Origin of the sequence: Flavobacterium sp. Sd200, assembly GCF_009826935.1 — a bacterium.
Classification (GTDB): domain Bacteria; phylum Bacteroidota; class Bacteroidia; order Flavobacteriales; family Flavobacteriaceae; genus Flavobacterium.
Genome location: NZ_WUMN01000001.1, coordinates 564420 through 579225, shown reverse-complemented (window position 1 = coordinate 579225; position 14806 = coordinate 564420). Strand labels below are relative to the sequence as shown.

Here is a 14806-nt window from a genome sequence, read left to right as displayed (position 1 = left end):
AAACCTATTGATAATCACACTAAATTTGCCGTCCTTATTTATAGAGAGAATGAACAAAATTTTTACACTTGTCCTGGGCTTTATTGCTTTAGGAGCTTATGCGCAGGCCCCTGCAAATTATTACAACAACGCAACCGGAACTGGTTACACACTCAAAACACAATTACACAATATTATTCGCGGGCACAATACCCAGTCTTATAACCAGCTTTATACATGCTATGAAGAATCTGATCGCGATTATTTTTATGAAAACGACGGTACGGTTTTAGACATCTATTCTGAAAACCCAACAGGCGCCGATCCGTATAACTTCTCGGCTACAAACAGGAACGACCGTTGCGGAAACTACGCCAACGAAGGCGATTGCTATAATCGCGAGCACCTGCTGCCACAAAGCGTTTTTAATGAACGCTCTCCAATGGTATCAGACGCGCACCACATCTTACCAACCGATGGTAAAGTAAATGGCTATCGCGGAAACCTTCCTTTTGGTAGGGTTAACAATACTAACTATACTTCAAGAAATGGCTCTAAACGTGGCAGTAACTTAAATTCGGGTTATACAGCCGGGTTTAGCGGCACTGTGTTTGAACCTATAGACGAGTTTAAAGGAGATGTAGCACGTTGCCTATTGTACATGGCAGTTCGTTATCAGGATGTAATTGCCGGCTGGGGCGATTGGGCAATGCTTGACGGCACCAACGACCATGTATTTACAAACTGGGCGTTAACCACATTGCTTACATGGCATCAGCAAGACCCTGTTAGCGACAGGGAAACTACACGCAATAATGCCGTATATGACTTTCAGGGCAACAGAAACCCTTTTATAGACCACCCCGAATATGCAGCCCAAATATGGGGAACTGTAGCAGGTACTGAAGATATTTTTGCATCTGCACTATCAGTCTATCCTAACCCGGCTGTAAACAATAAAGTTAATATTTACAGCGAAGCAGTACTTGATGAAATTCAGCTTATAAGCATAAACGGACAGTTAGTGCAACGCATACAAAAACCACAGGCCATAAACAGCACTTATACTTTAGAGCAATTGCCACAGGGTCTTTATTTGCTTAAAGCAACAAGCGGCAACCAAACGGTTACTAAAAAAATTGTGGTAAACTAAAGCTAAAAATCTTAAAGTCTAAAGAATTTTAAACCTCCTTAACGGGAGGTTTTTTTATGGCTATAGATTCCACATAAAGCAGAATAATTATGAATTTTACCAAATCAACAATTATTTTTCGCTATCGTTATAGTAATGCTAATTTATTTACCTTTGCGCGCGGCAAATAAAGTATCTTTGCAACAAATTGCCCTATTGCTATGACCGAATGTATCTCTGTTTTTGACATGCTTAAAATAGGTGTTGGCCCATCAAGCTCGCACACCCTTGGCCCATGGCGCGGTGCCGAACGTTTTTTGAACGAAGTGCGCGACCTTGGCATTTTTAACCGCATAACACGTGTTAAGATAGACCTTTACGGCTCATTATCGCTTACAGGAAAAGGCCATGCGACCGACCTTGCCGTAATGCTTGGCCTTAGCGGTGCCGACCCCGAGTATGTGCCTATAGACAGTATTTCGGGAACTATACATGCCATAAACCTTACCAATACTTTAAATCTTGGCAATGAAAAGGTAATTGATTTTACTATTGCCAATGATATTGTTTTCAATCGCGATTTCCTGCCGTTCCATGCCAACGGATTTACATTTACCGCTTATTATGACGATACAGAATATGTTTCAACCTTTTATTCTATCGGCGGCGGTTTTGTAGTTAAAGAGGAACGTACTGTTGCAAAGGAAAAAGAAATAATAAGAAGGGAATTTCCTTATCCTATAGACCTTGCCGATCAGCTTTTGGCCTACACAAGGCAACTTAACAAAAGTATTTCTGAAGTGGTTTATGAGAACGAAAGATCAATACGCACCGATGAAGAGATAGACCATGAACTGATGCGCGTATGGAACACCATGCTCGAGTGCATGTACACCGGATGCCATACGGAAGGCATACTGCCAGGTGGGCTTAATGTGCGCCGCCGCGCTTTCGATATGCACCGCGGACTTATAGGCACACTACCCTATAGCTCTCCGCAGGAATGGTTACAGGTAATACGAAAAACCGAGGTAAAATTCAGGCAGATATTAAAATGGGTTAGCTGCTTTGCCCTTGCTGTAAACGAGGTTAACGCATCATTGGGGCGTGTGGTTACTGCACCTACCAACGGAAGTGCCGGGGTTATTCCTGCCGTATTAATGTATTATATGGTTATTGAAAACCATAATGCCGATGAAAGTCATATCAAACAATTTTTAATGGTTGCCGGAGAAATTGGAAGCATCTTTAAAAAGGGAGCAACTATATCGGCTGCAATGGGTGGTTGCCAGGCCGAAATAGGTGTATCGGCTGCAATGGCAGCAGCGGCACTTTGTGAAGTTCTTGGCGGCACACCGGAGCAATGCCTAATGGCTGCAGAAATTGCCATGGAACATCATCTTGGCCTTACCTGCGACCCTATTGGCGGACTTGTTCAAATACCCTGCATAGAGCGAAACACTATGGGTGCCATAAAGGCTATTAATGCTGCCGAACTTGCCCTTGAGACCGACCCTAAGAATGCTAAAGTTCCGTTAGATAAGGTGGTTAACACCATGTGGAAAACCGCTCAGGATATGAACAATAAGTATAAAGAAACATCTGAAGGCGGACTTGCAGTGACCGTTAACAGCACCGATTGTTAGTCTATTTGCAATCGGCCATTGCGCCTACATATAAGTTTAAATTTCCGGGAGATAAATACGGAATGCCCAAACCAAGCCCCCGTACTATAAACAGCATGCCTATAACTACGGCAGCATAAGGGACCACCTTAGCCATGCTGTTTCTAAACGGGGCTTTTATAAACCCCGACGCATATACTACTATGCTCATAAGAGGAATTGTTCCAACACCATACAGCAACATATACACTATACCGATCGGTATATTTTGCATAGCTATAGCACCAAAGAGAGCTGCATATACTAAACCGCAGGGCAGGTAGCCATTGAGCATGCCTGTTACAAAAAGCGCTTTATAACTGCGCTTTTTGAACTGGCTGCCAAGATTGGTTTTTATTTTAGATATGATCCTGTAAACAGGCTTAGAAAAATTATATCGGGCAAAAATTCTTTCAGGCAAGAGCACAACGGTTATCATTACAATACCGGCTATTATAGAAACCTGCTGCTGCATTCCTGCTAAATAAAATCCCCTGCCTAACACCCCGAACGCTAACCCTAAACTTCCATAAGCCGTGAGCCTGCCTGCATGATACAGCATTATCTGTAATGCCTTTTTTGCAGGATTTTTGTGGTCTACGGGAAGCATCATGGCTATAGGCCCGCACATGCCAATGCAATGCAGGCTGGATATAAGGCCGAGTATGAGGGCTGAGAATACCATTTCAGATTTATGATTTAAGAAAGACTTTTAGATAATAGATGAGAGATAATAGAGTTTAGATGATAGATTAGTATATATGTATTTTTAAAAGATGTAATATTTTTAAACACGTGTATTATCTTTCATCTAAAATCTAACGTCTATTATCTCCCGTCTTATAGTCTACTTCAAAGTAAGTTTCTCTGTGTTTAAATAGCCTGTTCCGTTATAGTTCCAGTCTATAGATATGTCCCAGCGGCCGCCTGCCAGGGCATTAGTAGGTATGAGCATGTATGGCGCAGATAATGAGATGGGCACCTCAAAATCCAGCTCCCGGCTCGACGGCCTGTACAAGGACACTTTTCCTTTTATATTTTTATAATCAAACCCTTTCGGGAAATCTATTTTAATCCCTTCGGCAATAACCTCTACCGCAACATGGGCAGAAAGAGCTGCTGCGTTTTCTTCTTTATCAATCTTGGTTTGCAATACGCGCTCCTGTTTGTAATATTCTTCTACAACCAGTTCGTTATCATATTTATGGTTGGCCTGTACACTAAACACAAAGAACAGTATAAACCCCATAAAACAAACAATGGCTATTGCAATGCCTGTACCCCAGTTAATTTTCATGATACTATTATTTTAATTAAAAATGGCGCGGCCCCAAAAAGTTGGTCGATGCAGTTTCTATAAGCCTGTTGCCATCATAAACTTCCAATTTTATTTTTGTTTTATCACCTTTAAGCAAGTGCGGTTTTATTTCTACAAAAAGAGTTCCCTGTGCCATGCCTTCCTTAGGTACTTTAAAATCAGGTTTACCCACAAGTTTTACTTCTCCTTCTATGCCTGAAAGCTTGAACGTTACATGCTCAAGGCTGTTAGCTGTTTTATTTATAATCTTGTACGTGTACACATTGCTTATAATATCTCCCTTTTGCTCAAACAACTGCCCTGGCAGGCGAAGCACCGTAGCCTCTGCATCATTTCGCAAAAACAATAACCCTAAAAATATTCCGGTCAGTATAACTAATACAGCTGTATATCCTTTCATTCTGGCGGTAAAGGCAAAGGGTGCTTTTTTGGTTATCTCATCTTCGCTGGCATAGCGGATAAGTCCCTGCGGAAGCCCCACTTTATCCATTACCGTATTGCACTCGTCTATACAGGCAGTACAGTTAATACATTCAAGTTGCGTACCGTTACGAATGTCTATACCGGTAGGGCAAACCGCTACACAAAGCTTGCAGTCTATACAGTCGCCTTTGCCGCTGAGCAAACGATTTTCGTTTTTGACGATCCTACCACGGCCATTTTCGCGCTCACCGCGCACATGGTCGTAAGCCACAATAACCGACTCATCATCGAGCAATGCTCCCTGTAGCCTGCCGTATGGGCAGGCAATAATGCAAACCTGCTCCCTGAACCAAGCATATACAAAATAGAACACCGCTGTAAAGATCAACAGAGCTACAAGTGTGCCTATATGACTTGCAGGGCCATCCTGAACCATGGCAATAAGACTGTTGCTACCCACCAAATAGGCAAGGAAAACATTAGCAATTGCAAACGATATTACAAAGAACACAAACCATTTAAGGCCTTTCTTTCTTATTTTCTCTGCATTCCATTGCTGCTTATCCAGCTTGAGCTGCGCATTGCGGTCGCCTTCGATCCAGTATTCTATACGTCGGAATACCATTTCCATAAAAATGGTTTGCGGGCATATCCAGCCACAAAAAATACGGCCAAAGGCAACGGTAAACAATGCCACAAACACTACTCCTATTACCATGCACATTACTACAAGGTAAAAATCCTGAGGCCAGAAGGGAAAGCCAAATATGTTGAACCTGCGGTCTAATACATTAAAAAGCAGGAACTGATTACCATTAATTGTAATGAACGGTGCAATAAACAGGAATGCCAATAAAAACCAACCTGTTATTTTTCTATACTTATACCATTTGCCCGATGGCTTTTTAGGATATATCCAGGCTCTCTTCCCTTCTTCATTTATGGTTCCTATCCTGTCGCGAAACCCATCATCATCATGCGTGTCAGACATAGTTATTTATTTTGCATTCTCCGGCTTTGCAGCCTCCTCCTCTACCCAAACATCGCCCTGTGGTTCTTTGGGGTCTTTAGGGTTAGAGCCTTTAAGCGAAAGCACATAGCTGGCTACAGCCTGAATCTCTGATGGTTTTAAGTTGCCTTTCCAGGCCACCATACCTTTACCGTCGCGTCCGCCCTCTGTAATAGTATGGAAAACATTTTTAATACCTCCACCTAACAGCCAATACTCATCGGTAAGATTTGGGCCAATGGCACCACCCGCATCGGGTCTGTGGCACGCAACACAGTTTGTTTCAAATATCTCTTTACCTTTAGCCAGATCGGCAGGCTCTGTAAGCAGGGTTACACTGTTAGCGTCAATAAGGTCTTTGGCCGTTTTTTTGTATTCTTCAACGGCAAGTTTAGCTTCAGCCATTTCGGTATCAAATTCTGCCGCCTGACTTTTACCGTCTAATACATGATAGTAGATAAGATACACTACACCAAAGGCAATACACACATAAAACAGGTTTACCCACCATGGCGGCAACACATTGTCTAGCTCTTTAATACCGTCGTAATCATGGTCTAATATAATACTGTCCTCTTCTTCAATAGGTGCACTATTATTAAAAAAGCCTTTCAGTTTTTTATACCATTTGCTGTCTTTAAAATCCCATGTTTCGGCAGCGGCAAGCTTTTGTTTTTGTTCTTCGGTAAGCAGGCTGTAGGTAACCCTGTCTATGGCTAAAACCACTATCTCTATTGCTATCTGCAAAAAGATGAATACTGCCAGGAACAACGATACCAAAGGGTATTTTATAAAGGCTGGCCTGTCTCCGGAGTCTATAAAAAACTCTAAAGCTATAAACACCATGGCAAAAATTATCGGCACCCTTACATATACGGGAATGAATTTTTTCATTATTCTAAGTTTTTAAATGAATAAGTTAGCATCGTCGTTCTCGTCAGAAAAAGGCAGGTTGCTCATTTCGCTTATTTTTTCTTTTTTATAGGTGTAAGTCCATGTATACAGGCATACAAAGAACAAAAAGAAAATCAGCAGCGAGATTATAGGGTATATATCTACACCAGCTATGCTCTCAAGGTTATGTTTAAAAAATTTAAGCATGATGTTTAGTTTTTGGCAGTTGCTTCTTTAATTTTTATATCAGTACCCATGCGTTGCAGGTAGGCAATCAGGGCAACAATTTCACGGTCGTGCATTGGTACAAAGGTTTCCCCTCTGGCTGCTGCATCTTCTTTGCTCTGCTCATAGCTTTTTACAAAATCAGGATCGGCATACAGGTTCTTTTCAATCTTAAGAGCCTGTTCTTTAACCAATGCATCTGCATTTTCAATATCCTTTGCGGTATATGGCACTCCAAGGGTTACCATTACCTCCATTTTCTTTTTAGTTTCAGAATAATCGGCTGCCTTGTTATCAAACATCCATTTATAAGCAGGCATAATAGAACCCGGCGATACACTTTGTGGATCCCACATGTGGTTAAAGTGCCAGTTATCGCTATACTTGCCTCCCACTCTCATCAAATCAGGCCCGGTACGTTTAGAGCCCCAAAGGAATGGGTGGTCATACACATATTCTCCCGATTTAGAGTATTCACCATAGCGCTCTACCTCACTACGGAATGGGCGTATCATTTGCGTATGGCAACCCACACAGCCTTCGCGTATGTACAGGTCGCGGCCTTCAAGCTCCAGTGGTGTATATGGCTTTACTGTAGATATTGTTGGTATGTTACTCTTAACCATAATGGTTGGTACAATTTGTATAATACCACCAATAAGCACAGCCACCGTTGCAAGTATGGTAAGCTGTATAGGCCTGCGCTCCAACCATGGGTGGAATTTCTCTCCTTTAAGCCTTTTGGTGCTTATGCGTTGCAGTGCAGGTGCTTCGGCAAGTTCATCCTGTACTTTTTGACCTTTGCGTATGGTTTGTACAATGTTGTAAACCAATACCAGCATCCCTATAAGATATAGTGTACCACCAATAGCACGCATCCAGTACATTGGCATGATCTCTTTAACCGTTTCAAGGAAATTACCGTACTTAAGTGTACCGTCCGGGTTAAATTCTTTCCACATACTTGCCTGTGTAAAACCTGCAACGTATAGTGGCAGTGTGTACATTATAATACCCAGTGTGCCTACCCAAAAGTGAAAGTTTGCCAGTTTTGTAGAGAACAATGTTGTTTTGGTTAAGCGAGGTATTAGCCAGTATATCAACCCAAAAGTTAAAAAGCCGTTCCAGGCGAGGGCACCAACGTGTACGTGAGCCACGATCCAGTCGGTAAAGTGGGCAATGGCATTTACATTTTTAAGCGACAGCATTGGCCCTTCAAACGTTGCCATACCATAGCCGGTAATGGCTACCACAAAGAATTTCAATACCGGTTCTGTACGCACTTTATCCCATGCGCCACGAAGTGTAAGTAAACCGTTTATCATACCACCCCAAGACGGCGCAATAAGCATTACAGAGAACACCACACCAAGGTTTTGAGCCCATTCCGGCAATGCGGTGTACAACAGGTGGTGAGGCCCGGCCCAGATGTAAATAAATATTAACGACCAGAAGTGAATTATAGACAGCCTGTAAGAATACACCGGGCGGTTGGCCGCCTTAGGCACAAAGTAGTACATGAGCCCCAGGAACGGAGTAGTTAAAAAGAATGCTACCGCGTTATGCCCGTACCACCACTGCACCAATGCATCCTGCACACCTGCATAGGCAGAATAGCTTTTAAGTGCATTTACCGGAAGTGCCAAACTATTGAATATATGCAATATAGCAACCGTTATAAAGGTGGCTATGTAAAACCAGATAGCCACATACAGGTGACGCTCCCTACGTTTTAAAATAGTACCTATCATGTTGATACCAAACACTACCCACACCACTGCAATGGCAATATCTATAGGCCATTCGAGTTCGGCATATTCTTTAGACGAAGTATAGCCCAGCGGAAGTGTTATGGCTGCCGCCACAATAATAAGCTGCCAGCACCAAAAGTTAATGTTGCTAAGCACATCGCTAAACATACGGGTTTTTAGCAATCGCTGCATAGAGTAATATACACCCGCAAAAGTAGCATTACCCACAAAGGCAAAAATAATGGCATTAGTGTGTAAAGGCCTTAAACGCCCGTAGCTTAGCCACGAAATTCCGTCGGTCATGCCCGGAAAAAGGTACATTCCCGCTACAAGAAGCCCTACAAGCATACCCACAACACCAAACAGTATGGTGGCATAGAGGAATTTTTTGACTATCTTATTGTCATAATAAAATTGTTGCATTTCCATGGTTAGTCTCTGTTTGTTTTATCGGTTTTGTTTTTGGTTTCATCGTCAAAAAGCATCCTGACCGACGGTGTGTAGTCATCGTCAAACTGCCCCTGTTTTACGGCTTTAATAAATGCATACAAAAAGAGTAATGCAACTATAATACTGATGGTGATTAATAAATAAATGACGCTCATACTTTGTAATTTTATGTTAACAAAATTACTTTCGGAGCATGGGGTAAAATATGATATTTGTCATACACGGATCTTTTTTAGCATCTTTTTGCCGAATAATTCGATTTGACAGATAAACCAATCTATGAGCCTATACGATAAAAAAATTCCGCTTATTTAAAAAATAAGCGGAATTAAAATTATACTGACCAAAGGACAGCGTGTTTGGTTAAAAGAATTTTAAAACTATATACCATAAAGCCATTGTAATAAAAGACAGGGGTATGCCTATACCAACCATCATTCCGCTAAGGCGGGGCTTCAGGCCGTTAACAGATGCCAATATTGCTGCAGTAATCTGGGTTGCCATAGCAGCCTGCATTACAGATATATCGGTTTCCAGTTTTGGTCCTTTAAAAATCACTTTGTAAAGTACAAGAAAAAATAACGGTGTCAATATCAGTTTAAAGAACAGGCCAAGAGCCAAAAAGTTCCAATGTTTGCTCTTGCGTTCAATTTTAAGCTGCAGGCCTACTGCCACAAGGGCAATTGGGGTTACTGTGGCAGCAAGCCGTTGCAATACATGCTGGGCAGTGTCTATAAAATCATAGTGGGCAAGGTTCATGCAAAAACCTGCAAAAAAGCCTAAAAATGGAGGAAACAACAATACCTTTTTCAATACTGTAGCGGTTGTGGGCATACCTTTACTATATAATGCCGCAACAAGAATGCCCAGTGTAGACACCACAACAAAATAGCCTGGCTGATCTACAATTATAGCTGTTTCAAGTCCTTTTTTGCCATATAATGCTTCTATTACAGGCAAGCCCACAAAGGCGGTATTGCCTAAGCCTCCGGTCAATACAAGACAGCCGATCAGTTTTTTTGGCCAGCCAAAGATTTTACCTAATCCGCCAAAAAAGAGCCAACATAATATAAAACCAAGCCATGCTACCCCAAGCGGATAAAGTAGTTTTGTGCTAATGGCTATTTTAGGTATATAAAACAGTGCCATAGCAGGCAATGATATGTAAATAACAAACTGATTTAAAGATAAGTGTGCATTAGCAGGAATTGCTCTGACATATTGAAGCCCCACTCCGGCAAAAAGACAAATAAATATGAGGATTATATTATCCATAAAACAGGTTATTAAAACAAAGATAGCCCACAAGCGAACGGAAATGCGTCTGTTTGAACAAAAAAACTGTAAATATTTTTGAAGTTATAGAATTCTTTATACTTTCGTAACAAATTTTATTACAGTAATGATTCCCGGTAAGTTTGCCATAACGCTGCACATCTTAACATTAATGACTAAATATCCTGATGAATTTCTTTCGTCTGAATATATAGCCGGGAGCATGAATATAAACCCTGTACTGGTTAGAAAAGAAATTGGGAATTTAAAAAAGCATAACATTGTAGAGAGCCGTGAGGGTAAATTTGGGGGTACCCGCCTTGCTAAGCCTGCTGCCGATATTACACTGGAAGATATTTACAACATGACGTTCGACTGTGTATCTTTAGGATATTCTAAGAACGACCCTAACCCGGCCTGCCCTGTAGGCAAAAAAATAAACGAAAATCTTGATAATCTGTATAAAAATATAAACGTAAAAATTTGCGGGCAGCTTAAAGATATTTCGCTGCTTCAATTTACCCGTGATTTTTAATCACATTTTTTTTAACTTAAACTGTAACTTTTTTTATAACATATAATTTTCTTACACTATGAAAGTAGCAATTATTGGAGCCACAGGATTTGTAGGCGCGGCATTAGTAACAGAATTTGCTAACCGTAATCATGAGGTTAGTGCAATTTCCAGAAACCCGAAAGAAGCGAACGCAGAAAATGTTACTGCTGTAAAAGCTGATGTTTTTGATGTTGATGCATTTGCAGAACTACTAAAAGGGCACGATGTGGTTGTAAATGCTTATAACCCGGGATGGACTAACCCTAATATTTATGACGATTTTATTGCCGGGTCTAAGGCAATACAGGAAGCTGTAAAAAAATCGGGAATTAAACGTTTTATTACCATTGGTGGTGCAGGCAGTCTTTTTGTAGCTCCGGGTTTACAGGCTGTAGATACACCAGATTTTCCTGCTGAGATAAAACCGGGTGCTACGGCAGCCCGCGATTATCTTAATATTCTTAAAGAAGAAAAAGAACTTGATTGGGCTTTTTTCAGTCCGGCATTCGAAATGCATCAGGGTACAAAAACAGGTCGTACGGGCAACTACCGCCTTGGACTTGATGAGCCTGTATTTAATGACGAACAGCGCAGCATACTCTCTGTAGAAGACCTTGCAGTAGTACTTGCAGATGAAGCTGAAAACCCTAAACACCATCAGGTGCGTTTTACGGCTGCATATTAACTTTCAGGCCAAGTGAATAAAACCTAATAAACAAAGGGACAGGAGTAATCTTTTCCCTTTTTTCTTTTATCTAAATTAGTGCAATTGAGCGTTAAGCCTTAATTTTACCCTATCAAGAAGAATTGCTTTGGAAAACCCCGAAACGACATCCTCCCCTATCGATAACAACAGGATACTCCAGGCCGAAAGTATTAGCAATGCCGCGGTTGCAAATATTTCGCGGTTGCGCAAAAAACAACCATCGGTTCAGGAACTGGTTAGTGGAATACTGTCAGGAAATAAAACGGCACTTAGCCGTGCTATCACCCTGATAGAAAGTACGAATCAGACACATCTTGAAAAGGCCAACGAGATAATAGCGCAATGCCTTTCACATGCCAACAAGTCTATTCGCATTGGTGTAACCGGTGTACCGGGCGTTGGTAAAAGTACTTTTATAGAAGCTTTTGGCAAATATCTTACTTCACTCGGTAAAAAAGTTGCAGTATTGGCTGTAGACCCAAGTAGTTCTATCTCTAATGGCAGTATACTTGGCGACAAAACCCGTATGGAAGAGTTAGTCAAAGATGAAAACGCATACATACGGCCATCCTCATCAGGAGATACCCTAGGCGGAGTGGCGCGTAAAACCCGAGAAGCCATAATACTTTGTGAAGCCTGCGGATTTGACACTATAATCATCGAGACCGTGGGAGTTGGTCAAAGTGAAACCGCTGTACACAGTATGGTAGATTTCTTTTTGTTGCTAAAATTGTCAGGCGCAGGAGATGAACTTCAGGGAATAAAACGCGGCATTATGGAAATGGCAGATCTGATAGTTATCAATAAAGCTGATGGTGATAACATCGAAAAGGCACGATTGGCTAAAACCGAGTTTGGCCGGGCACTCCATCTATTCCCCGCAAGGACTTCAGGCTGGCAACCAAAAGTTAGTACATGCAGTGCAATAACCCATGAAGGTATTGCAGAAGTTTGGAAAACAATCGAACAGTATCTTGATATAACTAAGACTTCGGGCTTTTTTAATTTAAACCGAAATGAGCAAAGTACATACTGGCTTACAGAAACCATTAACGAACAACTAAAGGCTAATTTTTACAGTAGCGAAGATATTACAGGATTGTTGGACGCTTCAAAAAAAGCAATCCTGGAAAATGAAATGTCTCCTTTCGTGGCAGCACAAATTTTGTTGAACAGGTATTTTAATGGAAATGATTAGGAAAATTTGAGGAAAAACATTCCCTCAAATTTTCACATCAACTTTACTTATATTTACATTTTACAATTTAAAATGAAAAGACTTTTATATATACTCATGCTGTCTTCTGCAATTACACAGGCACAGGAAATCGCAGTATTAAAATATCCGGGCGGTGGCGACTGGTATGGAAATCCAACATCGGTTCCCAATCTCGCTAAGTTTTGTAACCAAAATATAAATACCAAAATAAACCCAAAGACTGCCATTGTAGAAGCCGGAAGTACAGATCTTTTTACCTATCCGTTTGTACACATGACAGGGCACGGAAATGTGGTTTTTAGCGATAATGACATTATCAACCTCCGCAATTACCTGACATCGGGTGGCTTTTTACATATAGATGATAACTATGGTATGGATAAGTATATCCGCCGCGAAATAAAACGCCTGTTCCCTGATAAAGAGCTTGTACTAGTACCTTCTAATCATGAAATATTTAAAGGCCCTTTTGCATTTGCACAGGGATTACCAAAAATTCATGAGCACGATAATAAAGCACCACAGGGATGGGGTATTTTTTTAGAAGGCAGGCTGGTACTGTTCTATACCCTTGAAACCGACCTTGGAGACGGATGGGAAGATGCCGAAGTACACAACGACCCGGCAGATGTGCGCACCAAAGCCCTTAAAATGGGTGCAAACCTTGTTAATTACGCTTTTAAAAATTAGAGGCAACTTCTAAAAAGCCATTGAACTAAAAAAGCCGGTTTCAGCAAAGAAACCGGCTTTTTATTAAAACATAACCCATTTTAACCCTAACAAACTATGTCCCAAATAATTTGTTATAACTACGGCTTATAATTCTGTAAATACACTCTCTTTATAAACTGCCGTCCCAAGGCAGCTTATTTTAAAAGAAAACAGCTTTTCGTGCCTTTGCAAACCCAAACAATGCTTGTGCACTACGCGCTGTAAAGCGTTATTTTACAGAAAACTTATAAGTGGTTTTTGTAGTATATTTTTCACCCGGGCTTAACACTGTTGAAGGAAACTTCGGCTGGTTAGGCGCATCAGGATAATGTTGTGTTTCTAAACAAAGACCGCTGCGTTTTTCATATTTACCACCTGTTTTGCTGTCTTTAGTACCATCTATAAAGTTACCACTGTAAAACTGTACAGCAGGCTGGTCTGTATAAACCTCCATATAACGTCCAGATGCTTTGTGGTATACACCTGCAACCTGTTTTAGCTTGTTGCTGCTGTCTGTAAATACCCAGCAATGGTCAAAACCGCCACCTTTTTTAATCTGGTCATCGGCAGCATTAATATCTTTACCTATTTCTTTAGATGCAGTAAAGTCAAACGGTGTACCTTTTACGGCCTTAAGTTCTCCTGTTGGTATAAGTGTAGCATCAACCGGAAGGAATTTATCAGCCTTGATCTCAAGCTCATGGTCTGTTATAAGTTTACTGAAATCACCCGATAGATTAAAGTAAGAGTGTTGTGTTAGGTTAACAACAGTTTTCTTGTCTGTTTCAGCCTCATAAGTAATTTCAAGCGCATTGTCATCAGTAAGTACGTAAGTAACTACTGTTATAAGATTTCCAGGGTAACCTTCTTCACCATCTTTAGCGGTATAGCTCAACCTAAGTGTTGGGCTTGCAGCACCAGCAACTTCTTCGGCTGTCCATACTCTTTTATCAAAACCTTTACCACCATGCAGTGAGTTCGGCCCGTCGTTTACTGTTAGCTGATAATCTTTACCGTCAAGGCTAAACTTGCCTTTAGCAATACGGTTGCCATAACGGCCAATAACAGCACCAAAAAAGTATGGGTTGCCGTTAAAATAGTCTTCCTTATTTTTATAGCCAAGCACTATATCTTCATACTTGCCATCTTTATTAGGCGCAGTAAGCGATGTAATGATGCCGCCATAAGTAATAACCTCCATTTTCATGCCTTTGGCATTTTCAAGAGTATATTGCTCAATTTTAACACCTTCGGGAGTTGTACCGAATTCAGACTTGGTGATGCCTCCTTTTTTTACTGCTTCTGTTTGTTCTGGCATAGCTGTTTCTTCTTTTTTTTCTTCCTTACAGCCTACAAGCATTGTTCCTGTAAGCAAAAGGGATAAACCTAAATTTAAAGTTTTCATACTGGTTTTAGTTTGTTATTATTACTGTAGCTGCTCACTACATCGATGTAGGCAGCAAGGTAATAAAATGCTGCCTTTTAGAGGCAGCA

The 14806-nt window shown here is 41.0% G+C and carries 15 protein-coding genes; 6 read left to right on the top strand and 9 right to left on the bottom strand.

Annotated elements, in window-relative coordinates:
* Positions 1–49 precede the first annotated feature (49 nt).
* Together GR160_RS02610 and GR160_RS02605 are read left to right on the top strand one after the other, a co-directional pair.
* Positions 50–1132: an endonuclease gene (locus tag GR160_RS02610; protein ID WP_160748272.1), complete on the top strand. Its 1083-nt coding sequence runs from the start codon at positions 50–52 to the stop codon at positions 1130–1132.
* Positions 1133–1332: 200 nt separating this feature from the next.
* The gene (locus tag GR160_RS02605) at positions 1333–2757 is read left to right on the top strand and encodes an L-serine ammonia-lyase (protein ID WP_160748271.1); all 1425 of its coding nucleotides are present in this window, start codon (positions 1333–1335) and stop codon (positions 2755–2757) included.
* Between the two features lies 1 nt (position 2758).
* Here GR160_RS02605 and GR160_RS02600 read toward each other — a convergent pair whose 3' ends face one another.
* The 8 genes from GR160_RS02600 to GR160_RS02565 all read right to left on the bottom strand — a co-directional run bounded on the left by GR160_RS02600 (position 2759) and on the right by GR160_RS02565 (position 10120).
* Complete coding sequence (locus GR160_RS02600) at positions 2759–3460, bottom strand: sulfite exporter TauE/SafE family protein (RefSeq protein WP_160748270.1); 702 nt, start codon at positions 3458–3460, stop codon at positions 2759–2761.
* A gap of 162 nt (positions 3461–3622) precedes the next feature.
* Entirely contained in the window at positions 3623–4072 is a 450-nt protein-coding gene (locus GR160_RS02595; protein ID WP_160748269.1) for a FixH family protein, read from the bottom strand.
* A gap of 16 nt (positions 4073–4088) precedes the next feature.
* Complete coding sequence (ccoG, locus tag GR160_RS02590; RefSeq protein WP_160748268.1) at positions 4089–5507, bottom strand: cytochrome c oxidase accessory protein CcoG; 1419 nt, start codon at positions 5505–5507, stop codon at positions 4089–4091.
* A gap of 6 nt (positions 5508–5513) precedes the next feature.
* A complete protein-coding gene (locus GR160_RS02585) occupies positions 5514–6419 on the bottom strand; it encodes a cbb3-type cytochrome c oxidase N-terminal domain-containing protein (protein WP_160748267.1) in 906 nt (301 codons plus the stop codon).
* A gap of 12 nt (positions 6420–6431) precedes the next feature.
* Positions 6432–6626 (bottom strand): CcoQ/FixQ family Cbb3-type cytochrome c oxidase assembly chaperone, encoded by a 195-nt coding sequence (locus tag GR160_RS02580; RefSeq protein ID WP_160748266.1) that lies wholly within the window; start codon positions 6624–6626, stop codon positions 6432–6434.
* 5 nt (positions 6627–6631) lie between these two features.
* Entirely contained in the window at positions 6632–8824 is a 2193-nt protein-coding gene (gene ccoN / locus GR160_RS02575) for a cytochrome-c oxidase, cbb3-type subunit I (RefSeq protein ID WP_160748265.1), read from the bottom strand.
* A 2-nt stretch (positions 8825–8826) separates the two neighbouring features.
* Complete coding sequence (ccoS, locus tag GR160_RS02570) at positions 8827–9000, bottom strand: cbb3-type cytochrome oxidase assembly protein CcoS (protein WP_160748264.1); 174 nt, start codon at positions 8998–9000, stop codon at positions 8827–8829.
* A 208-nt stretch (positions 9001–9208) separates the two neighbouring features.
* Positions 9209–10120: an AEC family transporter gene (locus GR160_RS02565; RefSeq protein WP_160748263.1), complete on the bottom strand. Its 912-nt coding sequence runs from the start codon at positions 10118–10120 to the stop codon at positions 9209–9211.
* A gap of 127 nt (positions 10121–10247) precedes the next feature.
* Here GR160_RS02565 and GR160_RS02560 point away from each other — a divergent pair, with 127 nt between their 5' ends.
* From GR160_RS02560 to GR160_RS02545, 4 genes are all read left to right on the top strand, one after another.
* Positions 10248–10655, top strand: a complete 408-nt coding sequence (locus GR160_RS02560; protein ID WP_160748262.1) for an Rrf2 family transcriptional regulator — start codon at positions 10248–10250, stop codon at positions 10653–10655.
* Between the two features lie 58 nt (positions 10656–10713).
* Positions 10714–11361 carry an NAD(P)-dependent oxidoreductase gene (locus GR160_RS02555; protein ID WP_160748261.1) on the top strand — a complete coding sequence of 216 codons (648 nt, stop codon included), beginning with the start codon at positions 10714–10716 and terminating at the stop codon, positions 11359–11361.
* A gap of 172 nt (positions 11362–11533) precedes the next feature.
* Entirely contained in the window at positions 11534–12580 is a 1047-nt protein-coding gene (meaB, locus tag GR160_RS02550) for a methylmalonyl Co-A mutase-associated GTPase MeaB (RefSeq protein WP_370519204.1), read from the top strand.
* Positions 12581–12652: 72 nt separating this feature from the next.
* The gene (locus tag GR160_RS02545) at positions 12653–13291 is read left to right on the top strand and encodes a DUF4159 domain-containing protein (RefSeq protein WP_160748259.1); all 639 of its coding nucleotides are present in this window, start codon (positions 12653–12655) and stop codon (positions 13289–13291) included.
* A gap of 250 nt (positions 13292–13541) precedes the next feature.
* On the opposite strand, the gene GR160_RS02540 is transcribed toward GR160_RS02545, so the two are convergent.
* Positions 13542–14717, bottom strand: a complete 1176-nt coding sequence (locus GR160_RS02540) for an aldose epimerase family protein (RefSeq protein WP_237421158.1) — start codon at positions 14715–14717, stop codon at positions 13542–13544.
* Positions 14718–14806 lie beyond the last annotated feature (89 nt).